Below are 23078 nucleotides of genomic sequence, written 5' to 3'. Positions count from 1 at the left end.
CGGTCCGTCGAGGGGGACGGACCGCGGCGCAGCCGTCTGTGCGGGCCCGGTTCTCAACCGGCGTGGAAGGCCACCCGGACGTCGGCGCCGACCGGGAGGACCAGCACGTTCCCGGTCTCCCACGTCCACTGCCGCGGGATCAGGAACATCCGGCCGCCCGCCTGCGCCAGCAACCGCAGGCCTTCGTAGCGGTAGCGGAAGTGCGCCCCGGCCTCGGCGGCCGGCAGCGGTGTCTCCCGCACCCCGGACCAGCCCAGCGAAAGCCGCTCCGACGTGTCGAGCACGACCGCCGGGCGCAGATGGAGGTTGTGGGAAAGCTGTTCGGCGTCGGCTTCCCCCTTCTCCTGGGCATAGCTGCCGACCGCCCAGTACGCACACAGTGCGATGATCGCCACCGTGACGCCCAACGCCGCCCGCTCGCCCGCCGCGGGGAACGCCGCGCCGGTGCCCCGCACATTCAGCAGCCGCGCCAGGAGGGCGAGCAGCAGTGCGCCGCCGATCAGCACCGGAGTGCCCATCGGGCCCGCGTCGATCGCTTCGATCCCGGCCAGCAGGCCGAGCACCAGCAGTGCGGCCACCGGCAGGACGAGAGCCAGGCACACCCGGCGCAGTACCCGGGAACTCCCCGCACTGCGACGGGCTCTGCCGGACACGAGCGGGATCGCCAGGGCGGCCACCAACACCCCGCTGAGCACGACCCCGGCCGGCAGGTAGAGCGCCGAGGAGCTGCGCAGGAGCAGTTCCTGGGTGGAGAAGCCGATCGTCGCGGCGTCGATGCCGAAGTAGCTGTAGAGGGAGTTGGTGTAGGCGTAGCCGAAGAAGAAGAGCATTGCGGTGACGAAGGTGGTCGGGGCGATCCAGCCCGTGAGCGTGGCGATCCAGCCGCTCCACGGGCTTGCGGCGGGCCGTTCCTCGTCGGACGGCCGTTCCCCCTCCTCCACGGGCCGGTCCTCCCTGGCAGGGCTCAGGGTGCGCTCCCGCTCTCGGTGTCGGTCCCCCCGCTGCTTTCGTACGAGGTTGCGCCTCCGCCAGGGCTCGTCGATCCGCCACTCGGACCGGTCCCGCCGGTGCCGGGCGTGCCCGTGTCGGCCGTGCCGGCGACCGCTCCCGTCGCCTGGAGGTCCTGGCTCTCCCCGTCGATGGTCACCGTGTAACAGACCGGTCGAGTCGTCCCGCTCGACGTCGGGAGGGTGAACTCCACCGGTTCGCTCCCGGCGTCGGTCACGGTCACCGTGGCCTCGCTCGGGGTGGCGGGCGTGGCGTTGTCCGTGCAGTCGGTCACGTTGCTGATGACGGCCTCGGCCGGGGTGGGCGAGGAGCTCTTCAACATGACGACGGCCTTCGTGCCGGAACCGCGCGCGCTGGCGGACACCGCGCCGGCGTTCTGGAAACTGCCCTGGATCTCACGCGCCTTGGTTCGCCGGTCGTCGGGCTGCGGGCCGCTGCTCTGCCCGTTGTCGGCCTGGCCGCTGTCGGAACCGCCTCCGCCGCCGCAGGCCGCCAGGGCCGGGGCGAGCAGGGCGGCCGCCAGCCACCGGGCCGCTCGGCGGGTCCAGCCGCCTCCGAAGTTCCGGGTCACGGGCATGCCCTCTCCCATCCGCGCAGCGAGCCGGGGCCGGTCGGCCCCGCCGCACGGTACCCGTTCGCATACGGCCCGGCGGGTTGCCGCGCGGGCTCCGGCCCGGCCGGCCACCCGGTCGGCGCAGCCCGCCCGACTCGGCCGGGCCGGCCGTCGAGCTGGCATAGAGTCTGAACGGACGAACCGTCAGCAGACCGGAAGGAACCCGCCCGTGAGCACGGAAACCCGCCCGGTACCGGAGTTGGGCCCCGAGATCGTCGAGCAGTGGCGGGCCGAGGAGGCCGAGCTGGTCGAGCTGCTGGCCCGGACACAGCGCGGCGTCGGCGGTGTCGCCGCGTTCCGGCTCGGCCCGAGGCCGACCGTCCTGGTCACCGACCCCGCCGCCGTGCAGCACGTCCTGGGCCGCCACCCGGACCGGTACGTCAAGCGCTCGCACCGGGCCAGGATGCTCGTCGGGGACGGCGTGCTGTCCGCCACCGGTGACCCCTGGAAGCGCCAACGGCGGTTGCTGCAGTCGCAGTTCACCGGCACCGGGATGCGCAGGTATGAGCAGCGGATCGCCACGGCGGCGCGCCGGACGGCGGAGCGCTGGGAGCACCACCGGCGTACCGGGGAGACCTTCGACGTGGCCGAGGAGATGCGCCGCTTCGCCCTGGACACCGTCTGGCGGGCGCTCACCGGGCTGCCGCTGGACGACCGGACGGATCGCGAACTCCGGTCAGTGGAACGGGTGGTGGCCGCCATGCCGAAGCTGCCCACCGACACGGCGGACGCCCGGGACGCCGTCGCCGAGGACCTGGCCCGAATCGACGTCGTCGCTCACGCGGCGATCGACGCGGCGCGGGCGGGCGGCCCGGTGGAGGAGCCGGGCCTGCTCCGGGTGCTGCTGGAGGCGGGCGACCAGTACCCCGAGTACACCGACCGGTTGATCCGCGACGAGCTGGTCACCCTGCTCGTCGCCGGGCACGAGACCACCGCCACCACGCTGACCTGGCTCTTCCTGCTCCTCGACGAGCACCCCGAGGCCCGGACGGCCGACCCGCAGGCGCTGGTCAGCGAGGCCCTGCGGCTCTACCCGCCGGCCTGGCTGCTCCCCCGGCACGCCGTCGAGGACGACGTCATCGCCGGCCACCGCGTCGCCGCCGGGACGGACGTCCTGGTCTGCCCCTACCTCACCCACCGCGACCCCGCCCTGTGGACCGACCCCGAGCGCTTCGACCCGGCCCGCTTCGCCCCCGGCGCGGACCGCCCGCGCCAGCTCGGCGCCTACCTCCCGTTCGGCCTCGGCGCCCGCGCCTGCCTGGGCACCCAGTTCGCCCTCCGGGAGACCACGGCCCTGCTGGAACTCCTGCTGCCGATGGGCCCGTTGGAGTTCCGCGCCAAGCCGACGGGCGCCGCCTACAGCATCACCGTACGGCCGGACGGGCCCACACCCGCCGTCCTGCGCCCGGGCCCGGGCCGGCCCTGACCTCGACCGCGCGCACCGCGCCGCCGGGCCGCTCGCCCGGCTCACCCGGCTCACCTGGCTCACCCGGCTCGCCCGGCTCGCCCGGCTCACCACCATCGGCCCCGACGACGGGCGGTGGAACTCCTTTCGGCAGCGGTGTCACAACCGTGCCTCGGGATCCGTCGGAGCAGTGACAGCACCGCTGATCACGCCGACATCACGGCATCCCGAGAGGAACACCACGTTGACCACCCGATCGATCACCACCGAGATCCCGCAGCGCCCCCGCATGGCCCAGGACCCGGTGCAGCTCATCCCCGAACTCGCCGAGGTCTCGGCCGCGTTGTTCAAGGCCGTCGGCAACGGCTCGGTGCCCCGCAGCACCATCAGCCTGGTCCAGCTGCGCGCCGGCCAGATCGCCGGCAACACCTACCTGACCGTCCTGCACACCGGCTTCCTCCGCAAGGCCGGAGTGAGCGAGGAGCAGATCACCTCGGTCTCCTCCTGGCAGGACTCGCCGTACTTCACCGCCCCCGAGCGCGCCGCGCTCGCCCTGGTCGAAGCCACCCTGCAGCCCGCCGCGGACGGCGAACGCGTCAGCGACGCGCTGTACGCCGAGGTCGCCGGGCACTACGAGGAGAAGGCGCTCGCCACCCTGATGATCGCCATCGGCCAGGTCAACTTCTTCACCGCCATCGCCCTCATCGCCAAGCCCGTCCCGGGCCGCTCCTTCACCGATCCCTGGGCCTGACCCCCGCCCTCCCCCGGGAGGCCCGCCGGCCGAGTCTTCACGGCCGGCGGGCCTCCCGCTCTCGACCGATCCCGGCGCTCGGCTTAGGCTGGTCCGCGCCCGAACTGATCATGAACGGTTCGTCCGGGCGCGGCGGGCCGGGATGCCGGAGGGGGCAGGTCCGCGACAGGAGAAGGACCAGGGGGGACCGAACATGCAGGACGAACAGGAATACGACGCGTACGAGGACGAGGCGCAGGAGCGGGCCCCGCGCCGGCCGGCCGCGAAGCGGATCCTGCTGGTGACGGCCGGCGGGGTGTTCGCCGCGCTGCTGGCCGTCGGCGGGTACGGCGCCTACAACATCGTGAACGCCGTCTCGAACGGCAACAGCTCCCCGGGTGCCGCCGGCCACCAGGGCTCCACCGGCGCCGCGCAGACCCCGCAGGAGCCGGCGACGGCCGAGCAGGCCGAGAAGGTGTCAGCGGAGTTCCTGGCGGCCTGGAGCCGGGGGGACGTCGCGGCCGCCGCCGGGCTGACGGACAGTCCGGAGACGGCCCGCGCCGCGCTGGCGACCTTCCACGAGCAGGTCGCTGCCCGCACGCTCACGCTGACCGGGACCGGCCCCGCGCCGGCCGCCCCGGCGGGCCGACCGGCCGCGCCGGCCGCTACGACCTCGCCGAGCGCACCGACCGCGCCTGCCGTCGGCTTCCGCGCGAAGGCCGAGTTCGACGGCGCGACCGGCGCCTGGGAGTACGACAGCGCGCTGAGCGTCGTCCGGGCCCAGGACGGCCGGGCCGTCGTGCACTGGACACCGACGGTGATCCACCCCCGCCTCGGCCCGGGCCGCACGATCGCCGTGAAGGCGCTGCCCGACCCGGTGTCCAAGCCGACCGACCGCAACGGCAAACCGCTCGACGGCTTCCCGTCGCTGAGCGCCGTCCTGCCCCTGATCGCGCCCGCCGACGGCACGACGGCCGTCACCGGGCGGGCCGTGGTCGTCTCGGGCGGCGCCGGCAAGGAGCCCGAGCAGCTGTTCGTGCTGACCCCGCCGAGCGCGCCGCAGGTCAAGCTCACCCTGGACGCCGACCTCCAGCAGGTCGCCGAGGAGGCGGTCAAGCAGCAGTCGGCGGGCGGCAAGCCCGCCTCCCTGGTGGCCGTCCAGCCGAGTACCGGCCACATCCTCGCGATGGCCTATTCTCCGAGCGGGTTCAACCGCGCGGTCGCGGGCGGCCAGCCGCCCGGCTCCACCATGAAGGTGATCACCTCGGCCGCCCTGCTGCAGGCCGGGGTGACCCCGGACACCGTGGTGCCGTGCAAGGAGACCACCTACTCCCCGCGGGCCTGGCACAACGACGACAGCGGCGACTTCCCCTCGTACACGCTCACCGACGACTTCACCCACTCCTGCAACACCGGCTTCATCGACAAGGGCCTGGAGAAGCTGCCGCCCGGCACCCTCACCAAGGTCGCCCGCGACCAGTTCGGCCTCGGCCTGGAGTGGCACATCGGCATCCCGAGCCGGGACGCCACCATCCCGGTGCCGGGGACCAAGGACGAGGCGGCCGCCGAGTACATCGGCCAGGGCCAGATCCAGGTCAACTCGCTGCTGATGGCCTCCGTCGCCGCCACCGTGCAGAACGGCACCTTCCGTCAACCCGTCCTGCGGGAGGACGCCAAACGGGTGACGGCCCCCGGGACGCTGCCCGCCGACGTCGCCCGGGACCTGCGCGCGATGATGGCCAGGACCGCCACCCAGGGCACCGCCCGCGCCCCGATGTCCGGCCTGTCCGGCCAGATCGGCGCCAAGACCGGCACCGTCGAGGCCGGCAGCCAGGCCACCAACAGCTGGTTCATCGCCTACCGCGGCGACCTCGCCGTCGCCGCCGAGGTCGAGGGCGGCGGCCACGGCAACAGCGCCGCCGGCGTCGCGGCCGCCCAGGTCCTGAAGGCCGGCGGCAAGGGCTGACGGCCGGGCTCCCTCCCCTGCGGGGGGCAGGGAGGGAGCCCGATCGGAAAACCAGTTGCCAAGCCGGGAGTTCGGGTGCCACCATCGGCGCCATGATCACGAGAATCGAGCCCACCGACCGCTGGTGAGCGCCACGTCCGGGCGCCGGGCGCCCGCACCCACGAGCGGTCTGTACGACCACGCGCTGCGCCTGCACCGGCGGACACCGGACGGGCCGCTGCCCCGGGGCGGGAAGCCGTACCCCGGCGGCCGTCGGCCCCGCCCCGAACCGCCCGAGGACTACCGCACGGCGGGCGTCCCGGTCGCACGCCTCCTGGACGAGCACTTCGCGCAGCCGCTGGCCCAACCCCGGGGGCTGGCGCAGGCGTTCCGCGAGGTCCACGTCCCGATCCACCCCGACGAGCACATCGCCGGGGCCGCGCACCGGGCCGCCCCCGAGCGTGCCCGGCGCACCGGGCGGTGGCTCGTGCGGCACGGGTACGAGGAGAGCACCGTCACGGTGGGGCTCGCCCTGCTCGCCGCGGTCGGGACGGCGGACGACGCCCCGCTGATCCGGACCATCGGCCTGCTCTCCGACACCTTCGGCCCGCTCGCGGCGCACGCGCTCGAACGGACCGAGGGCGGTGCGGCGCACCTGCTCTGGCTGGCCGACCGGGTCACGGGCTGGGGGCGGGTCCACGTCGTGGAGGCGCTGTGCCGGCTCGACGACCCGGCGACCCACCCGTGGCTGCTGCGCAAGGCGATCGACGGCGACTTCCTCAACGGCTACTTCGCGGGCAAGGTCGCCACCGCCGCCCGACTCCACGAGGTGCTGCCCGAGTTGGGGCAGGACCGCGGACTGCTCGACCACACCGGGCAGTTGCTGCGGATGCTGACGCACAGCGCCGGCATGGGCATGGCCCTGCGGCACTACCCGCACGCCGCCACCGTCCTGGCCGCCCACGCCCGCCACGCCGGCGGCCCGCCACCGACCGTCGAACGCTTCTGCGTGGTGGCCACCCTGGCGCTGCACCTGGCCACCGAATCCGCCGAGTACTCCGGCTGCACCGAGGCGCAGCGCGAGGCGATCCTCGCCTCCTACCTCGCCCTCCTCGACCGCGAGGACTGGTACGCGACGGCCCGCGCCGCCCTGGCCGCGCAGAACAGCTGGCTGCTCTGGTTCGCGGACTTCAGCGAATCCGGACTGCGGCTTTGGGTGTTCGAGGACTGGAAGGCTGCCGCCGACGGCGCCGGGGAGGGACGCTGATGTCCAGCGGGAACGCACCCCGACGCTGGGAGGAGGCGCGGATGACCTCCTCCCCGCCTCAGTGATTCCGTGCTGCGCGGCGTCGCCGCCAACCCGGCGCTGTCCGCCGCACGCCTCCACGCGCGGGGCCGGCGCCCGGCTCGGTAACGGACTTGTCCTTCCCGCAGCCTGGCACAGGCCCTGGCCGGCGGGAAGGACCTGCCGTCAGGCGAGGGCGGTGAGCTGCTTCGCCACCGTGGTGGGGCTCGGCATCCTCGCGATCTCGGCGCTGACCTCGCGGGCGGTGCGGGCCAGGGCGGTGTCGGTGAGCAGCCGGTCGAGCAGGGCCGGGCCGATCTCCTCGGCGGTGGCGCTGAGGCCGGCGCCGCGGTCGCGGACCGCGTGGGCGTTGATGTGGCGGTCGGAGCCGTCAGGCAGGGCGAGTTGGGGGATGCCGGCGTCGAGGGCGGCGAGCGCGGTGCCACTGCCGCCGTGGTGGATGGCGGCCGTGCAGGTGTCGAGCAGGGCGCGCCACGGCACCCAGCCGTGGGCGTGGACGTTGTCGGGCAGGGTGCCGAGGGTGGCGAGGTCGAGGTCGCCGGTGGCCAGGACGAAGTCGGCGTCGGTGTCGGCGGCGGCCGCGATCACCCGCTCGATCCTGGTCAGGCCGTCGGTCTTGGGCGGTACGGTGCCCAGGGTGACCGCCACCCGCGGGCGGTGCGCGGGTGCGGCCAGGGGTACGGGGAGAGCGCCGTCGCCGTTGTAGGCGACGGGCCGCAGGAAGCAGCCGTACGGCTCCGGTCCGGCCATGCTCGGCGGGGCGAGGTCGATGGTCTCCGCCGGCTGCGGCAGCGGGTCGACGCCGTACCGGGCGAAGGTGTCCGCCATCTCGGCGAGCATCAGCGCACGCAACCGGGGGGTGCGGACGAATCCGAGGTCGTGCTGGACGGCGGGCACGGCCAGGACGGTCGCCGCGAGCAGGGCCACCGGGAACTGGTAGTCGTACACCACCAGGTCCGGCCGCCACTGCGTGGCGAGTTCGACGGCGGCGTCGGCCACCGCGCTGTTGACGTGGGCGGCGAGGGGGACGAAGGCCTCGCGGTCGGCCGAATTGGTCTCGATGGTCCGCTGCAACAGCTCGGGCCGTTTGGTGCGGCCGGCCTCCCGGATCTCCCGGCCCCAGTCCACGCCCGGGGTGAGGGGCAGGTAGGGCAGCCCGGAGGCGGCGACCGGTTCGCCACCGTCCATCGAGGTCACCGCGACCTCGTGGCCGAGCTCGCTCATCGCTCTGGCCAGCGGTATCAGCGGGAAGAGATGGCCGGCGCCGGGCACGCCGGCGAACAGTACACGCATCGAAGAACCTCGGTAGGGAGGACGACAGAAAGAAGGGGGTCAGCCGGCGGCGCGGTGCAGGGCGGCTTCCAGGCCGTTCAGCACGGCGTTGCAGTCGCGCTGCAGGGTGGCGGCGTCGACGGCGCTCAGCAGGTAGACCCCGAGCCAGTTGCGCGAGCCCGCGTTGGGGTCGAAGGCGGGCACCGGCTGTCCGGCCGGCATGGCGAAGGCGGGGACGGCCTCGATGGTGCTGCCCGGGGACAGCAGGCTCTGCCAGTCCACGGCCTGCGGGTTCCAGACCGGCCTGGTGCGCCAGGGCACGCCGAAGGCGTCGGCGGGGACGACGGCCACCGACGCGGCGGCGCGGATGCCGTCGGTGAGCATGGCCTCGGGGTAGTCGACCGGTTCGCCCAGCAGTTGCCGGACCAGCATGCCGATCGGGTCGAGGCCGAACACCTCGTGGACCTGGCGGGTCGTCAGCAGGCCGCCGAACCGGGCGGCGGTCTCGATGACCACCAGCTCGCCGTCCTTCATCAGCTTGAGCTCGGTGTGGGTGCCGCAGTTCTCCAGGCCGAGCGCGTCGACGGCCTGCCGCGAGACCTCCTCGATCCGGCGTTGCAGCGGTACGGCCATGACGGAGGGTGAGGTGCTGGCCACCTCGACGAAGGACGGGACGGTCGGCAGCTTGGCGGTGATGGCCAGCGGGCGGTAGACGCCGTCCGCGACGATGCCCTCCACGCTCACGTAGTCGCCGTAGCCGGGGTCCTGGTACCAGCCCTCGGTGGATCCCTGGGCGATCTCCTCGACCAGCCGGTCCCGGTCGGTGTCGGCGGCGTAGAGCTCGTTCATGCCGACCCGGCTGCCGGCCTGGAGGCCGCGCTCGATCTCGGCCCACGCCGGGGCGGCGTCCGCGGCCGAGTCGAGCACGATCTGGGCGACCGATCCGGCGCCCCAGGCGGGCTTGAGCAGCAGCGGGGGCGTGAACGCGGCCAGTGCGGCGTCGAGGTCGGCGAGGCTGTCGACCCGGCGGAACCCGGGGATCGGCACCCCGGCGGCGGCCCACGCCTCCCGCATCAGCCGCTTGTCCCGGGCGCGGACGATCCCCTCGCCGGGCCCGGCCAGGCCGAGCCGGCGGGCGGCGTGCGCGACGGCCAGCACCGCGAACTCCGAGAGCGTCAGCACCGCGTCGGCGCCGATCGCCTTCGCGTACCGGGTGATCAGCTCGACGAGTTCCTCGCCGCGCGGCGCGTCCGGCACCAGTTCGATGCTGGTGCAGCTGGGCCGCCACGCGTCCTGCGCGGTGGTGGGCAGCGGGGCCAGTGCGAGGACGTGCAGTTCCCCGCAGGCGGCGATGCGCGGGAAGGCGTACTCCAGCGGGGCGCCGCCCTTGACGTAGACGTACAGGATCCTCTTCAACGTGCTTTCTCCTGAGGGAAGTTCGCTCGGCCGTGGCGCACGCGGGGACGGTGACACCGGGCACCCGCCGCGCATGGGTCAGCGGGCGGCGGTGCGGAAGGGGCGCAGCTGCAGCAGGTCGATCCGGTCGCCCTCGATCGCCCACTCGATGTCGACCGGGTCGGCGTAGCTCTCGTCGGGCGAGAAGTGGGACTGCAGCAGCCGGCTGATCAGGGCCAGTCGGCCCACCAGGTCCTTGGTCGCGGGGTCCAGGTCGGTGCCGTCGGTGCCCAGCGAGACCGTACGGCTGCCGCCCTCCATGGTGTTGCACAGGTACTGGAGCGGGGCGCCCTGACCGGTGACGACCTCGGTCACCGAGCGCGGCGAGATGTTGACGTAGACGTCGCGGAAGTCCTGCGGGCTCAGCGGGTTGCAGGTGACCAGCACACCGCCGACGGCGGCGCCGACCTGCTCCTGGACGATGACGCCCATGCCGCAGTGGTCCAGCGGGATGCCCGCCTGCTGCCGCAGCAGGACGGCGCGGGGCGAGAGCAGCGAGGCCCAGACCTCCCGGACCGCGGCGAGGACGGCATCCGGGCCGCTGACGTTCGCCACCGATTCGTAGAGTCCGGCTGCGGAGAAGCCGGGCAGGTCCTCGGCGTTGGAGGAGCTGCGCACGACCACGAGCGGTGCGCCGTACAGGTGCCGGTCGAGTGCCCGGTCGATCTCGGTGCGGATCGGGTCGGGCAGCGGGGTGGCGCGGATCAGCTGCTGTGCCGCGCGGCAGAGCTCTTCCAGCTGCGCGGCCGCGGCCGCATCCGCCCCCGTCCCCGCCGTCCCCGTGCTCGGCCCCGAAGTTCCGTTCAGGAGCGCGGAGTCGAGCCGGTCGAGGGCTTCCCGGAGTTCGGCCGAGGAGTCGAGGAAGCGCTGCTGGAGCGAGAACGGCAGCACGATCCCGCGCGGCACGTGGGCGTGCTCCTTCACCAACCGCTGTGCAGCGGTGTCCAGTTCGGCCTCGTCGGCGTGCTCCGGGAGGCCGAGCTGCCGGGCCAGGTAGCGCAGCAGGTCGGCCCGGGGCGGGCGGGGGACGCGGTAGAAGCCGAGCCAGCGGGGCGAGCCCTGCTGGAGGAGGTGGGTGAGTTCGCCGAGGTTGGCGGCCTTGGTGCCGAAGCGGACGTGGTCGCCCGCGCGCAGGTCGGACAGCGCGGTGACCGGGGTGGGCGTGCGGTCGGGCCGGTCCACGGTGACGCGTTCGGCCGGCGGTGTCGGCGCGGCACCCTCGGTCCGCGGCGGCGCGGCTTCGAGGTGGAGGTCGGAGCCGTCGGCGTCGACCCGGTAGTGGACCCACCGACCGGCCAGCCCGGCCCGCTCGATCCGGTCGACGGCGTCGATGCCGACGGCGTTGGGGATCCGCCACCCGGCGGCCATCACGTTGATGTGGGAGAGCGGGGTGGTGTGCTCGGTGTGGATGATGCCCGACACCCGGGGAACGTCCTCGGGCACCCGGGGCATCACCACGATGTCGTGCCACTCCAGCGGTTCGGGGTCGGCCCGGTACTCCGCCTCCGAGCGGAACACCCGCAGCCGCCCGTGGGCCTCCCCGGCGTTCAGCGGCACGAAGGAGGCCGTGGAGTAGAGCTCGTGGGAGAGGACGCGCGGGATCTCGCTCTCCGGGATCCCGGCGACGTAGGCCTCCTGCCGGTGGTTGGCCGGCTTGAGGAGCAGCGGCAGCGCGGGGTCGATGTGGGCGCGCACCCGGTGGTAGAAGGCGCGCAGCATGTCCTGGGACATGGTGTCGACGTCGACGGTTTCCAGGGAGAGGAAAGCGGAGCCGCGCCGGTCGTGCAGGGCGAGGGTTCCCAGACAGAAACGGCGGTCGGGATTCCGGTAGACGTCGTCATTGAACGAATCGAGCCCGCGGGCCAGTTCGTCGATCGACATGCCGAGGATCTCGCACGCGATGTAGCGGACGTGGAGGGTGCCGTCGGCGCTGTCGATGAAGTGGAGCACCGACTCGGTGCGGTCGAGCACGATCTTCACGTAGGGGTAGCCGCCGACGGTGCCGGCGAGCCCCCGGAACTCCCGGGTGGTGAGCTTTTCGCCGGTCAGGCGGGGCCGCGTGGTCGCTTCGTTGCGATCCGAACGGGTCAGGCGCACAGTTCAGCCATTCGTCATCATGTACACGATCGGTGTGCAGCAGGTCAGAAGGTGGTACGGCTACATACACACTGCCATCAAATCCGAACAACTGACGAATAGTCATGTGACATCAGGCCACCACGAAGTATTTCAGCCATGTGAACGGCATCAATTTGCCGTGGCGGCAAGTCAAGTCGTGGCAAAGGTCACAACAATGAGGCGCCTTGACGATCAAAAACGATCAAACATCGCCAAACTGTTAATTCTTGTACGATCTCCCGCCGGTCACGCCGACGGAACGACGGCGCCGGGGGACGGGCGCACCGCGCAGTGCGGAGGGTGCGGCATTACTGCTTGACAGAGTGCGTAATACTGTAACGCGCGCGGGTCCGGGACGGCGGTGGAGCCGGGCTGCGCGGCGTCCTCTCCCAGCAGCTCGGAGCACCACATGCACCCCTTCCTCGACCACCCGGGGCCGCTGGCCTTCGCCCACCGCGGTGGCGACCTCGGCCACCCCGAGAACTCGCTGGCCGCCTTCGAGGCCGCCGTCGCCCTCGGGTACCGCTACCTGGAGACGGACGTCCACGCCACCGCCGACGGCGTACTGGTGGCCTTCCACGACTCCCGCCTCGACCGGGTCACCGACCGCGCCGGAGCCGTCGCGGAGCTGCCCTGGGAGGCGGTCGGGCGGGCCCGGATCGGCGGCACCGAGCCCGTGCCGCTGCTGGAGGACCTGCTCGGCGCCTTCCCCGAGGCCCGGTTCAACATCGACGTCAAGGCCGCGCCGGCCGTCGCACCGCTGGTCGAGGCGATCCGCCGGACCGGCGCCTGGGACCGGGTCTGCGTCGGCGGCTTCTCCGACAGCCGGCTCGCCGCCGTCCGCGCCGCCGCCGGCCCCCGCCTGGCCACCTCGCTCGGCCCGCGCGAGGTGGCCCGGCTGCGGCTGCGCTCGCTGGCCGGGCCGCTGCTGCCGGGACGCGGGGCGCCGTACGCCGGGGTGTGCGCGCAGGTGCCGGAGCGGCACCGGGGCGTGCGGGTGGTCGACGGGGCCTTCGTCCGGGCCGCCCACCGCCTCGGCCTGCAGGTCCACGTCTGGACTGTGGACGATCCCACACGGATCAGGGCTCTCCTGGACCTGGGTGTGGATGGCATCATGGCCGATCGCATCGACGTCCTGCGGGACGTCCTCGGCGAGCGCGGCTGCTGGACCGACGGCAGCACCGGCTCCAGCACGGTGATGGGGACCCCATGAGCACCACGAACCCGGCGAAGCACCTGCCGGACGATCCACCGGCCGACCCGGCGGCCCCCGCGGCGACGGGCGGCGACGACGGCCGTGCCCTGCGCCGGGTGCAGTTCGGCTGGTACATCAACGACTGGGCCAACGCCGCCTTCTCCGCCACCGTCCTGACGGTGTTCCTCGGGCCGTACCTGACCACCGTCGCCAAGAACGCCGCCGACGCGTCCGGTGACGTGCACCCGCTCGGCCTGTCGATCCGCGCCGGCTCCTACTTCCCGTACACCGTCTCCTTCTCGGTGCTGATCTCGGTCGCGGTGATGCTGCTGACCGGCACGGTCGCGGACCGCACCGGGCGGCACAAGGAGCTGATGTGCGGCTTCGCCTACGTCGGCGCGGTCGCCACGATGGGGATGTTCTTCCTCGACGGCGACCGCTACCTGCTCGGGGGCGCGCTGCTGGTGGTCGCCAACATCGCGTACGCGGTGTCGGTCGCGCTCTCCTACGCCTACCTGCCGGGCCTGGCCGCTCCCGACGAGCGGGACGCCGTCTCCTCCAAGGGCTGGGCGTACGGCTACGCGGGCGGCGGACTGCTGCTCATCGCCAACCTGGCGCTGTTCCAGGGCCACGACGCGCTCGGCCTGTCCTCCGGCACCGCCGTGCGGATCTGCCTGGCCTCGGCGGGCCTGTGGTGGGCACTGTTCACGATCGTCCCGTTGCTGCGGCTGCCCTCCCGGGCGGGCGTCGCCCCGGGCACGGCCGGCACATCCCGTACGTCCGGTGCCTCCGGTACGTCCAGTACGTCCGGTGTCTCCGGTACGTCCGGTGCCTCCGAGGAGCCCGCCGCCGGCAGCCTGCGCGAACTGGGCCGGACCCTGAAGGGCATGCGCCGGCACCCGCTGACGCTGCTCTACCTGGCGGCCTTCCTCTGCTACAACGACGGCATCCAGACCGTCGTCTCCCAGGCCTCGCTCTACGGCAGCGAGGAACTCGGCATGGACCAGACCTCGCTGGTCGCCGCCGTCCTCATGGTCCAGGTCGTGGCGATCGGCGGCGCCCTGCTGCTCGGCCGGATCGCCCGGCGGTACGGCGCCAAGCGGACCATCCTCGGCTCCCTGGTCGGCTGGGTCGTCACCCTCGCGCTCGGCTACTTCATGCCCGCCCACCAGCCGCTCTGGTTCTACGCCCTGGCCTGCATGATCGGGCTGGTGCTCGGCGGCAGCCAGGCGCTGTCCCGCTCGCTGTTCTCCCACCTCATCCCGGCCGGGAAGGAGGCGGAGTACTTCAGCGTCTACAAGGTCAGTGACCGCGGCACCAGTTGGATGGGCCCGCTGGTCTTCGGCCTCGCGTACCAGATCACCGGCAGCTACCGGTCGGCGATCATCTCGCTGCTGGTGTTCTTCGTGATCGGCTTCGCGGTGCTGGTGAAGGTCCCGGTGCGGCGGGCCATCGAGGCCGTCGGGAACCCCGTCCCCGAGCGGCTGTGACGGGCCGGGCCCGGCGGCTCCTCGGCTCAGCCGACCGGTCAGGAGAGCCGACCGGCTGAGCCGGTCAACTGCGCCGGTCAGGAGAGCAGCAGGGCCCGGTCCCACCCGGGTGGCACGCGCGTCGTCGCGGCCAGCAGCACCAGCAGCACCCCGGCGGCGCCGTCGAGCAGCCCCGGGGTGAGCGCGGGGGCCCGTGCGTCACGGTCGTCCAGGCGTTCCAGGCCGTCCGGGCCGTCCGGGCCGTCCAGGCGGTCGATCAGGCGGTCGGCCAGGCTCCCGGCGGCCTGCCGGAAGGCCGGGGCCACCGGATCCCCCCGCTCCCCGGCGTCCCGGGCGAACCGGAGGGTGATCAGCAGCAGGCCGGCCAGGCCGTGGCAGAGGCCCGGCCGGCCGTCGACCCGCCGCAGCCCGGGCGGTCGGCGCAGCGCGGCCAGCAGCGTGTCGCGGGCGAGTTCGCGCAGGGGCGCGTCGTCGAGGGCGGTGCCGGCCAGCCAGAGCGCGCGGGCGATGCCCGGACCGCCGTGGCACCAGGAGGCGGGCACGGATCGGCCGTCAGGGCCAGCGTCCCGGTCCCCCGTCAGGTGCCAGTCCGGGCCCCAGTCGTCGTCCCGGCGGTGCTCCAGCAGCCGTTCCAGGGCCCGGTGGACGGCCGCGCGCTGCCCCGGCACCTCGACGCCAGCCGACAGCGCCAGCGAGAGCAGCGCCAGCGGGCCGGCCGGGCCGTGGGCCATCCCCGGTGACTCGCCCGGGAACGCCGCCACCCGACGGCCGAGGTCGGTCAGGGCGGCGTGCAGCCGCTCGGCGGCGGCCGGGTCCTCCGTACGGCCGTCCTGACGGTCGAGCGTGCGGTCGAGCAGGACCGCGCCGCTCCCGGTCAGGCCGGAGCTGAGGTCCAACCCCCGGCGGTCGGCCGGCCCCGCGTGGTTGTCCGGCCGGAGGGTGAGCGGTCGCCCCAGCCGGCCCGCGGCGAAGGCGAGCCCGCCGAGACCGCCGAGCAGCCCCGGGGCGCGCAGGCGCATCCGCTCCGCGCCGCGGACGGCGGCGTCCAGGTGGCCGACGGCCACCGCGTGCCAGCCCTCACCGGGGCGGCAGAGGTCGAGCTGGTGGTAGGCGAGGGCCAGGCCCGCGCCGCCGCTGCCGAGGTCGGGCCGCACCGCTCGGGGCGCCGGGCGCGGTCGGCCCGCGACGGCGTCGACCAGCCGCCGGGCCGCATCGGCCGCGGGGCCGTCGAGCAGGACGGGCCAGGCCGGGCCCGAGGAGCTACCGGAGTCGCCGGTCAACGGCCCCACTCCGTCGATAGGGGTGCTCTGAGGATCGGGTGCTCTGAGGATCGGGTGCTCTGATGATCGGGTGCTGTGATGATCGGGTGCTGTGATGATCGGGTGCTGTGAGGCGCCGGTGGCGGCTCTCACAGCACCACGGGGGTGGGCCGTCAGTCGACCGGGTCGAGACAGAGGTCGGTCGGCTCGTAGCTGTGGTGGCCGGTGTCGCAGCACATCATCGGCTCCAGCGGCTGCTCCTCGGTCTCGGGCAGCTCCTGCAGCTCCAGGACGGTGCTCTCCATGGTCATCCCCCCTCTCCGGGGCTCGGGTGATGGTGGTGGTGCGGGTCCGCGGCCGGCCGGTCGACCAGCCACGATCGGGGGCCGCCGTGCAGGCGGCGGAGCAGGAGGTCGAGCACGCCGCCGTAGCCGACGTTGTAGGCGGCGGTGACCTCCCTCAGGGTGTCGTCGGGGACGAGGTGGCGGCCGTCGCGGAGCGTGGCGCGCAGGGCGATGCCCTGGATGAGGTCGTCGGCGCGGGCGAGGTGGCGGTCGTCGCCGGTGGCGGCGGCCAGGTCGAGGAGCAGCTCGGCGTTGCCGGCCAGCCCGTGGCAGCTGCCGGGCCCGAGGCGGTGGCGGTCGCGGTGCACGGCGAGCGCGGCGCCCTCGGCGTGGGCGAGGTGGCGCCGGTCGCCGGTCTCCTGCCAGAGCCGCAGCAGGAAGGTGCCGATGCCCGAGGAACCGTGGCACCAGTAGTTCAGGCCCGGGCGTTCGGTGCGGCCGGGGCCCTTGGGCCAGTACGCGGCGCCGTCGCGCCAGTCGGTGAGCGCGCACAGGGCGTCGCCGCCGCCGAGTGCGATCCCGGTCAGTTCGGGCCGGCGCAGTTCGCGGCCGGCGGCGAGCAGGAAGGCTGCGTTGCCCGCGACTCCGTGGGCGAAGCCGTAGTGGGTGGAGCCGGCCAGTTCGGCGCGGAACCGCGGGCCGAGCGGCCAGTCCACGCCGGACCGACGGGGCTGACCGGACCCGCCGGACTGGTCGGACTGGTCGGACTGGCCGGACGTCAGCAGCTGCAGCAGCCCGTCCGCGCACTCCCGGGCCCGGTCGGCGAAGCGGCGGTCGTCGGTGCGGCGCCAGAGGTGGAGCTGGGTCAGGCCGGCGCCGGCGAGGCCGTGGCACACGTCGGCGCTGCCCGAGGCGAGCGGGATGCGCAGGGCGAGGGCGAGGGCCCGGTCGGCGAGTCGGCAGTCGTCCAGGGTGGTCGCCGCGTCGTGCAGGGCCCAGGCGGTGCCGGAGCGGCCGAAGTGGAGCCCGGGCAGGATCCGGTCGGGCTCGGCGAGCCTGGCGTCCAGCCAGTCGGCGGCCTCGCGCAGCGCGGGCCGGGCGGCCTCGTACCCGCAGCGGACGGCCCGGGCGAGCACGGCGAGCAGACCGGCGGCGCCGAGCTGCACGTTGCAGGGGTCGCCGTTCGGGAGGGAGCGCGGGGCGGGCCAGAGGTATTCGGCGGCGGTGTCCATGGTGGCGGCGAGGTGGGCGAGGCCGTCCTCGATCAGGCGCTCGGCGGTCACGCGCGAGGCGGTCGGCGGTGCGGCCGGGTACCCAGCGGTAGGCACGGCGGGCGCGGCCGGCGCCGCCTCGCCGTCGAGGAACGCCGCCGCCCTGGCCACCGTCCAGCGCCGCGGCATCTCCGCCGTCAGCCCGGTGATCAGGGGCGCCAGGGCGCGCAGCGCGGGCAGGTCCGCAGCGGCGGCGGCGAGCAGTGCGGCGAGCCGTTCGCCGGCCGGGCGGGCCGGTGCGCTGTCCGCGGCGAGCACCGGGCTGATGCCGGCGACGGCGTGCAGCAGGGTCGCACCGAGGCTGAAGCAGTCCGCCTCCGGGCCGGGCGCGGGAACCGGCCCGACCACGGGCTCCACGGACGGACCGTCCAGGTACCCGGGGTCGGTGAAGCCGCGGGTGCCGGCCGGGTGGGCGGTGGCGCCGAACCGTACGGCGAGTTCGAGGTCGACCAGGACCGGCCGGTCCTGCGGGGTCATGATGACGTTGCCGGGCTTGAGGTCGCGCAGGACGAGCCCGGCGGCGTGCAACTCCCCCACCAGCCCGACGAGTCGGCGGGCGAGCGTGCGCGCCGCGGCGACGGGGACCTGCCCGTCGCCCCGGTCCAGGTGTTCGGCGGTCCACTGCTGGAGGTTCCGGCCGGGGATCAGGTCCTCGACCAGGAACAGGTGACCGCCGGCCTCGAAGAGTTCCCGCACCCGCGGGGTGATGCCCCGGGGAGCGAGTCCGTCCAGGACCTCCGCCTCGTAGCGCAGCCGGTCCCTGGCGTCCCGGCCCTGCGGGTCGACGCCGACGTGCGGCCGGGCCTCCTTGAGCAGGACGGTCTCGCCGCTGCGGGTGTCCTCGGCGCGGTAGACGCCGCCGCGGTTGGAGTGCCGGATGGCCTCCTTGACCAGGTACCGTCCGGCCAGCAGGACGGGCTCGCCCTTGCGGCGCGGCTCTCCCTCGCGCCGGGGCGCGGCGGGCACCCGCTCCGCAGCGGCGAACGGGTCCTCGGCCCACGGGGGCGGCGAGAACCAGGGGTTGCGCTCGTCCGGATGGAGGCTGCCGTCCGGCGCGACCAGCCGGCCCTCGTAGAACCCCTCGTCGTTGAGCAGCCGGGGCCGCGCGAAGCAGCCGTAGCGGTAGTGCACCAGGCTGCCGGGGCGGTGGCGGCGGTCGGAGAGGATGGCGGGGCCGGGCAGTCCGGCCGTCGCCTCGGACAACTCCTCGGCGATGAGCCGGAGTTGGTCGTCGTCGGCGGGGTAGGCGGTCAGGAACTTGCCCGACTGCGCCCGTACGGCCCGGGTGCCGGTCAGCTCCGCGGTGACCTTCGGCCGGGTCGCGAACTTGAACGCGCAGCCGTGCGCGACGAGCACCCGGCCGGCGCGCTCCAGCACCTGCGGCGCCGAGACCACGGTCGCCGAGACGTGCAACTTCCATCCCTGGCGCCGCGGTTGGTGGCGCGGTGGGGTCACCATCCACCACGGCTCGACATGGCGGACGCGCCAGCCGGCATCGTGATCGGCTCGCGTCAGGACTTCCGCGAGAACGGACCGGTAGGCCTGGGTCACACGGCGACGCTAGCAACGGTCAAATCGCCAACACAAGCCTACTGCAGGCGATTTGATGCCGAGTTGGGGTCTTGATCAGCGTGGGAACCCCCAGGGCGGGCCGGTCCCGGCGCACCGGTACCGACCCGCTCCCGGGGAAGGGTGCGTCAGTTGGTGGTGGCGGCGATGCCCTGGATGCTGCTGCTGGGGACGAGGTAGAAGGTGGTCCAGCTGCCGTCGGCCTTCTTGTCGGCGGTCCAGATCCGGTCGTCGCTGCCGATGGCGAACACCCGGGTGGTGTCGCCGATGGCGGTGGTGGCGACCTGCTTGACGCCACTGGCGTTGGGGACGGCGTCGAAAGCGCTCCACGGGCCGTTGTCGGTGCTGTCGGTGATCCAGATCTGCTGGTCGCCGCCGATGGCGAACAGTCGCACGGTGCTGCCGACGGTGGTCGCGCCGATGTGCTGGATGCTGCTGCTGGGGATGACCGCGAAGGTGGACCAGCCGCCCGCGGTGTAGTCACCGGTGGTGGTCCAGATCCGCTGGTCGCTGCCGATGGCGAACAGCCGCACCGTGTTGCCGACGACGGTGGCGGTCACCTCCTTGACCCCGGAGGCGCCGGGCAGCGCCTGGAAGGTGGACCAGGTGCCGGCGGTGTAGTCGCCGGTGGTGGTCCAGATCCGCTGGTCGGAGCCGACCGCGAACAGCCGGACCTTGTTGCCCATGGCGACGGCGGTCAGCTGCTGGATGCCGGCGGCGTCGGGCAGCGGCTGGAAGGTGGACCAGGCGCCGTTCACGCCGTCCTTGCTGGTGGTCCAGATCCGCTGGTCGCTGCCGACCGCGAACAGGCGTACGGTGCTGCCCATGGTGACGGCGGCGACCTGGCGGATGCCGCTGCCGTCCGGCACGGCGTCGAAGGTGCCCCAGGTGTTCGTGGTGTACGAGCCTTCGTTGCCCCAGATCTTGGTGTCACCGCCGATCGCGAACAGCCGGCTGCCGGGGCGCGACGCCTTCACCTGCTGCACCCAGGTGCCGAGGTCGTCGACCCGGCTGTTGTAGGCGCCGGTGCGGGTCTCGGTGGCCGGGGTGCCCAGGCAGCCGCCCTGCCAGGAGCGGGAGGCCACCGCGACCAGCTCGGCCTTGCCGTTGGTCTCCCGGATCGCCGGGGCACCGGTGTCGCCCTTGCAGACCGCGGCGCCGCCGGTGCCGGTGGTGCCGATGCCCGTCGCGCTCACCGTGTCCAGCGAGAACGCGCCGGTGTGCAGCTTCAACGGCGCCCACTCGTCCTTCGTCCGCCCGAACCCGGCGACGCGCAGCGTCTGCCCGGCGGTCGGTGCGGTGCCGGCCAGCGCCAGCGGGGCCACGCCGTCCACGGCCGCCGTCAGCCGGGCCATCACCAGGTCACGGTCCTGACGCGGCACCAGCTCGGCGACCTCGGCGGACTTCCCCGCGATGGTCGCGGTGGTCTTCCACTTCGGCGCACCGGCGGCCACTGCCTGCGGCTGCGCCGGGTCGTCGGCGAAGCAGGACGCGGCCGTGACCACCCAGTACCGGTCCACCAGGGCACCGGTGCAAGCCCGCAGGTTGTCGCCGATCGTCAGGCGTGCGGTCGAGGCGTAGGAGCCGTCGGCCGCAGCGTCACCGACCACCGCACCGGCCGGAGCGCCGGAGAAGGTGGCCAGCGCACTGGTCGCCGCAGCCGCAACCAGCACCCCCGCCCGTCGGTTGCGGGGCTTGGTCTCGCGGTTCATGGGGTTCTCTCCTCGGAGGTATGGGACGGTCGCGCCCCGTGGATGCCGGGGGCGAATCGGATGGACCGGGTGGACCGGATGCCGGTCAGGGCGCGGAGGGGCCGCCGTGGTAGCGGACCCAGCCCGGGCCCTGCGGGTCGACGGACCACAGGGTGCCGTTGCCGTCGCGCACGAAGGTGACCAGGTGCTTGCCGACCGGGTCCACGACGGTCTGCGGGACGGCGTCGGCGGCCAGGGCGGTGCCGGCCGGGGTGAGGATGAACTCGGTCCACTTCCCGGTGGAGAAGTCCAGCGAGTTCAGTCGGTTGTTCGGGCCGTTCACGTACACCACGGCCCTCCGGGCGCCCTGGTCGGCGATCGCGACCGGGTCGGTGGCGGCCATCCCGCCCCAGTCGCGCCAGCCGGGCCCGTACGGGTCGACGGACCACAGGTGGTGGGCGGTGTCCCGGACGAAGGTGGTGAAGTGCCCGGTGGCGGGGTCGACGACCGTCGAGGGAACGGCGTCGGCAGCCAGCACCGTGCCGGCGGCGGTCGGGACGAACTCGACCCGGCCGGCGCCCCGGCGGTCGATCGAGTTCAGCTTGTTGTCGGGCCCGTTGACGTACACCACGATGTGTCCGTCGTTCGGGTTGACGACCGGCACGGGGTCGGTGGCGGCCAGCGGGCCGTAGTCGTACCAGCCCTCGCCCTGCGGGTCGACGGACCACAGGTGGTGCGCCGTGTCGCGGACGAAGGTCACCAGGTGCCCGGTGGCCGGGTCGACCACCGTACGGGGCACGGCGTCCGGGGCGAGGACCGTACCGGCGGTGGTGCGGATGAACTCCGTCCACTTGCCGGTGGTGCGGTCGTAGGACCAGAGCTTGTTGTCCGGCCCGTTGACGTACACCATCACGTGGTTGTCGGCGGGGTTGACGATCGCGGTGGGGCGGGTGGCGGCGTAGCCACCCAGGTCGTTCCAGCCCTCGTTCTGCGGGTCGACGGACCACAGGTGGTTCTTGCTGTCCTGGACGAAGGTGACCAGGTGCCCGCTGACCGGGTCGGCGACGGTGAACGGCGAGCCGGTCACCACGGTCCCGGACGGGGTGCTGTGCCGGACCTTCTCGATCCAGGCGCCGAGGTCGTCGACCCGGGTGCCGTAGGCGCCGGTGCGGGTCTCGGTGGCCGGGGTGCCCAGGCAGCCGCCCTGCCAGGACCGCGAGGCCACTGCGACCAGCTCGGCCTTGCCGTCGGCCTCCCGGATCGCCGGGGCACCGGTGTCGCCCTTGCAGACCGCCGCACCGCCCGTGCCCGTGATGCCGATCCCGGCCGCGCTCACCGTGTCCAGCGAGAAGGCGCCGGTGTGGAGCTTGAGCGGCGTCCACTCGTCCTTGGTGCGCCCGTACCCGGGAACGCGCAGCGTCTGCCCGGCGGTCGGTGCGGTGGTGGCGATCGTCAGCGGGGTGATGCCGTCGACCGGCGTGGCCAGACGGGCCATCACCAGGTCCCGGTCCTGGTGCGGTACCAGCTCGACGACCGCGGCCTCCTTGCCGGCCTGGGTGGTCAGGTCGGTACGGCCTATGGTCGCGGTGGTCTTCCACTTCGGTGCACCGGCGGCCAGTGCCTGCGGCTGCGCCGGGTCGTCGGCGAAGCAGGAGGCGGCGGTGAGCACCCAGTACTGGTCGACCAGCGCACCGGTGCAGCCTCGCAGGTTGTCCCCGATCACCAGCCGGGCGGTCGAGGTGTAGGAGCCGTCGGCGGCGGCGTCACCGGCCACGGCACCGGCCGGGGAGGTGGCGAAGGTGGCCAGTGCGCCGGTCGCGAGAGCGGCGGTCAGTGCGCCGGCCCGGCGGCGGGGCGAGGAGTTGCGAGGCATGGGTTGGGTTCCCGGGGGTGAGAGAGGGGTGCGGGGAGCGGTGTCAGCCGGTGACGGTGAGTTCGACGAGGCTGGTCGGGGCGCTGCCGGTGCCTTCGCCGGTGCCCTTGAAGCCGTCCTTGGGGACGTCGAGGGTCTGGGTGGCGGTGCCGGCGGTGAGTCCGGCCCGGATAGCGCGGCCGGTGGTCTGGAGGGCGAATACGTCGGGCAGTTGCAGGGTGAGTGAGCCTGTGGTGCCGTCGGCGGTGAAGCAGATCTTGTTGTCCAGGTTGCCCGGGGCGCGGGTCCAGATCTGGATCTGGGTGGGCTTGGCGCAGTCGCCGAGCAGGATGTGCCCGTCGCCGCGTATGAGTTTGACGCGGGTGATGGTTGTGGCGCCGGGGTAGCCGAAGTCTTCGACGGCGGGGGGTGCGGCGGAGTTGTCGGCGGGCGGTGTGGTGTCGGCCGCGGCGAGTGCGGTCGCGCCGAGGAGGGCTGCGGTGGCCGCGGCGAGGGCGGCCGTCCATCGGCGGGCGGTGGTGCGGCCGGTCGTCTTCGCCGTGCGCGGGGGGTTGTGGGTCACCTGGGCTCCTGGGGGGAGGGTGAGCGGGTGCC

General features: G+C 73.8%; 17 protein-coding genes. 6 read left to right on the top strand and 11 right to left on the bottom strand.

What is annotated here, in order from left to right:
* Window positions 1-53: 53 nt before the first annotated feature.
* Both BX285_RS18885 and BX285_RS18880 read right to left on the bottom strand, forming a co-directional pair.
* A complete protein-coding gene (locus BX285_RS18885) occupies window positions 54-941 on the bottom strand; it encodes a hypothetical protein (RefSeq protein WP_097239059.1) in 888 nt (295 codons plus the stop codon).
* A gap of 23 nt (window positions 942-964) precedes the next feature.
* Window positions 965-1585: a hypothetical protein gene (locus tag BX285_RS18880; RefSeq protein WP_097239058.1), complete on the bottom strand. Its 621-nt coding sequence runs from the start codon at window positions 1583-1585 to the stop codon at window positions 965-967.
* A 205-nt stretch (window positions 1586-1790) separates the two neighbouring features.
* On the opposite strand from BX285_RS18880, the gene BX285_RS18875 reads away from it, so the two are divergent.
* The 4 genes from BX285_RS18875 (at window position 1791) to BX285_RS18855 (ending at window position 6968) form a co-directional block, all read left to right on the top strand.
* A complete protein-coding gene (locus BX285_RS18875) occupies window positions 1791-3047 on the top strand; it encodes a cytochrome P450 (protein ID WP_259470577.1) in 1257 nt (418 codons plus the stop codon).
* Window positions 3048-3270: 223 nt separating this feature from the next.
* The gene (locus BX285_RS37405) at window positions 3271-3777 is read left to right on the top strand and encodes a carboxymuconolactone decarboxylase family protein (protein WP_257032898.1); all 507 of its coding nucleotides are present in this window, start codon (window positions 3271-3273) and stop codon (window positions 3775-3777) included.
* Window positions 3778-3970: 193 nt separating this feature from the next.
* Window positions 3971-5722, top strand: a complete 1752-nt coding sequence (locus tag BX285_RS18860) for a penicillin-binding transpeptidase domain-containing protein (RefSeq protein WP_183107105.1) — start codon at window positions 3971-3973, stop codon at window positions 5720-5722.
* A gap of 124 nt (window positions 5723-5846) precedes the next feature.
* Window positions 5847-6968 (top strand): hypothetical protein, encoded by a 1122-nt coding sequence (locus BX285_RS18855; protein ID WP_183107104.1) that lies wholly within the window; start codon window positions 5847-5849, stop codon window positions 6966-6968.
* A 204-nt stretch (window positions 6969-7172) separates the two neighbouring features.
* Here the strand turns inward: BX285_RS18855 and BX285_RS18850 are convergent, their stop codons facing one another.
* The 3 genes from BX285_RS18850 to BX285_RS18840 all read right to left on the bottom strand — a co-directional run bounded on the left by BX285_RS18850 (window position 7173) and on the right by BX285_RS18840 (window position 11831).
* Complete coding sequence (locus tag BX285_RS18850; RefSeq protein ID WP_121175830.1) at window positions 7173-8300, bottom strand: glycosyltransferase; 1128 nt, start codon at window positions 8298-8300, stop codon at window positions 7173-7175.
* Between the two features lie 39 nt (window positions 8301-8339).
* Window positions 8340-9695, bottom strand: a complete 1356-nt coding sequence (locus tag BX285_RS18845) for an acetyl-CoA carboxylase biotin carboxylase subunit family protein (RefSeq protein WP_097239054.1) — start codon at window positions 9693-9695, stop codon at window positions 8340-8342.
* A 78-nt stretch (window positions 9696-9773) separates the two neighbouring features.
* Window positions 9774-11831, bottom strand: a complete 2058-nt coding sequence (locus BX285_RS18840) for a PEP/pyruvate-binding domain-containing protein (RefSeq protein WP_121175828.1) — start codon at window positions 11829-11831, stop codon at window positions 9774-9776.
* A 430-nt stretch (window positions 11832-12261) separates the two neighbouring features.
* On the opposite strand from BX285_RS18840, the gene BX285_RS18835 reads away from it, so the two are divergent.
* Together BX285_RS18835 and BX285_RS18830 are read left to right on the top strand one after the other, a co-directional pair.
* The gene (locus tag BX285_RS18835; RefSeq protein ID WP_121175826.1) at window positions 12262-13065 is read left to right on the top strand and encodes a glycerophosphodiester phosphodiesterase; all 804 of its coding nucleotides are present in this window, start codon (window positions 12262-12264) and stop codon (window positions 13063-13065) included.
* Window positions 13062-14537 carry an MFS transporter gene (locus BX285_RS18830; protein WP_121175824.1) on the top strand — a complete coding sequence of 492 codons (1476 nt, stop codon included), beginning with the start codon at window positions 13062-13064 and terminating at the stop codon, window positions 14535-14537. Before BX285_RS18835 ends, BX285_RS18830 begins: the two co-directional genes overlap by 4 nt.
* Before the next feature lie 77 nt (window positions 14538-14614).
* On the opposite strand, the gene BX285_RS18825 is transcribed toward BX285_RS18830, so the two are convergent.
* The 6 genes from BX285_RS18825 to BX285_RS18805 form a co-directional block, all read right to left on the bottom strand.
* The gene (locus BX285_RS18825; RefSeq protein ID WP_183107103.1) at window positions 14615-15817 is read right to left on the bottom strand and encodes a lanthionine synthetase C family protein; all 1203 of its coding nucleotides are present in this window, start codon (window positions 15815-15817) and stop codon (window positions 14615-14617) included.
* 152 nt (window positions 15818-15969) lie between these two features.
* On the bottom strand, window positions 15970-16107 hold the full coding sequence (locus BX285_RS37400; protein ID WP_179852953.1) for a hypothetical protein: 138 nt from the start codon (window positions 16105-16107) through the stop codon (window positions 15970-15972).
* Window positions 16104-18809, bottom strand: a complete 2706-nt coding sequence (lanL, locus tag BX285_RS18820) for a class IV lanthionine synthetase LanL (protein ID WP_121175820.1) — start codon at window positions 18807-18809, stop codon at window positions 16104-16106. Before lanL ends, BX285_RS37400 begins: the two co-directional genes overlap by 4 nt.
* Window positions 18810-19048: 239 nt before the next feature.
* Window positions 19049-20632: a trypsin-like serine protease gene (locus BX285_RS38485; RefSeq protein ID WP_097239048.1), complete on the bottom strand. Its 1584-nt coding sequence runs from the start codon at window positions 20630-20632 to the stop codon at window positions 19049-19051.
* Between the two features lie 85 nt (window positions 20633-20717).
* Window positions 20718-22484: a trypsin-like serine protease gene (locus tag BX285_RS38480; protein WP_183107102.1), complete on the bottom strand. Its 1767-nt coding sequence runs from the start codon at window positions 22482-22484 to the stop codon at window positions 20718-20720.
* Window positions 22485-22527: 43 nt separating this feature from the next.
* Entirely contained in the window at window positions 22528-23046 is a 519-nt protein-coding gene (locus BX285_RS18805) for a hypothetical protein (RefSeq protein ID WP_121175818.1), read from the bottom strand.
* Between the last annotated feature and the right edge of the window lie 32 nt (window positions 23047-23078).

This window comes from Streptomyces sp. 1114.5, from assembly GCF_003635085.1.
GTDB lineage: Bacteria > Actinomycetota > Actinomycetes > Streptomycetales > Streptomycetaceae > Kitasatospora.
Note: the sequence above shows the minus strand (reverse complement) of the source record. Positions and strands in the feature narration are given on the sequence as shown.

Excerpts from the sequence above, each read along its gene's own strand:
- BX285_RS18880 (WP_097239058.1), bottom strand. The coding sequence starts at position 1,585 with ATGCCCGTGACCCGGAACTTCGGAGGCGGCTGGACCCGCCGAGCGGCC.
- BX285_RS18860 (WP_183107105.1), top strand. The coding sequence starts at position 3,971 with ATGCAGGACGAACAGGAATACGACGCGTACGAGGACGAGGCGCAGGAG.
- BX285_RS18850 (WP_121175830.1), bottom strand. The coding sequence starts at position 8,300 with ATGCGTGTACTGTTCGCCGGCGTGCCCGGCGCCGGCCATCTCTTCCCG.
- BX285_RS18835 (WP_121175826.1), top strand. The coding sequence starts at position 12,262 with ATGCACCCCTTCCTCGACCACCCGGGGCCGCTGGCCTTCGCCCACCGC.
- BX285_RS18830 (WP_121175824.1), top strand. The coding sequence starts at position 13,062 with ATGAGCACCACGAACCCGGCGAAGCACCTGCCGGACGATCCACCGGCC.
- BX285_RS37400 (WP_179852953.1), bottom strand. The coding sequence starts at position 16,107 with ATGACCATGGAGAGCACCGTCCTGGAGCTGCAGGAGCTGCCCGAGACC.
- lanL (WP_121175820.1), bottom strand. The coding sequence starts at position 18,809 with ATGGTGACCCCACCGCGCCACCAACCGCGGCGCCAGGGATGGAAGTTG.
- BX285_RS38485 (WP_097239048.1), bottom strand. The coding sequence starts at position 20,632 with ATGAACCGCGAGACCAAGCCCCGCAACCGACGGGCGGGGGTGCTGGTT.
- BX285_RS38480 (WP_183107102.1), bottom strand. The coding sequence starts at position 22,484 with ATGCCTCGCAACTCCTCGCCCCGCCGCCGGGCCGGCGCACTGACCGCC.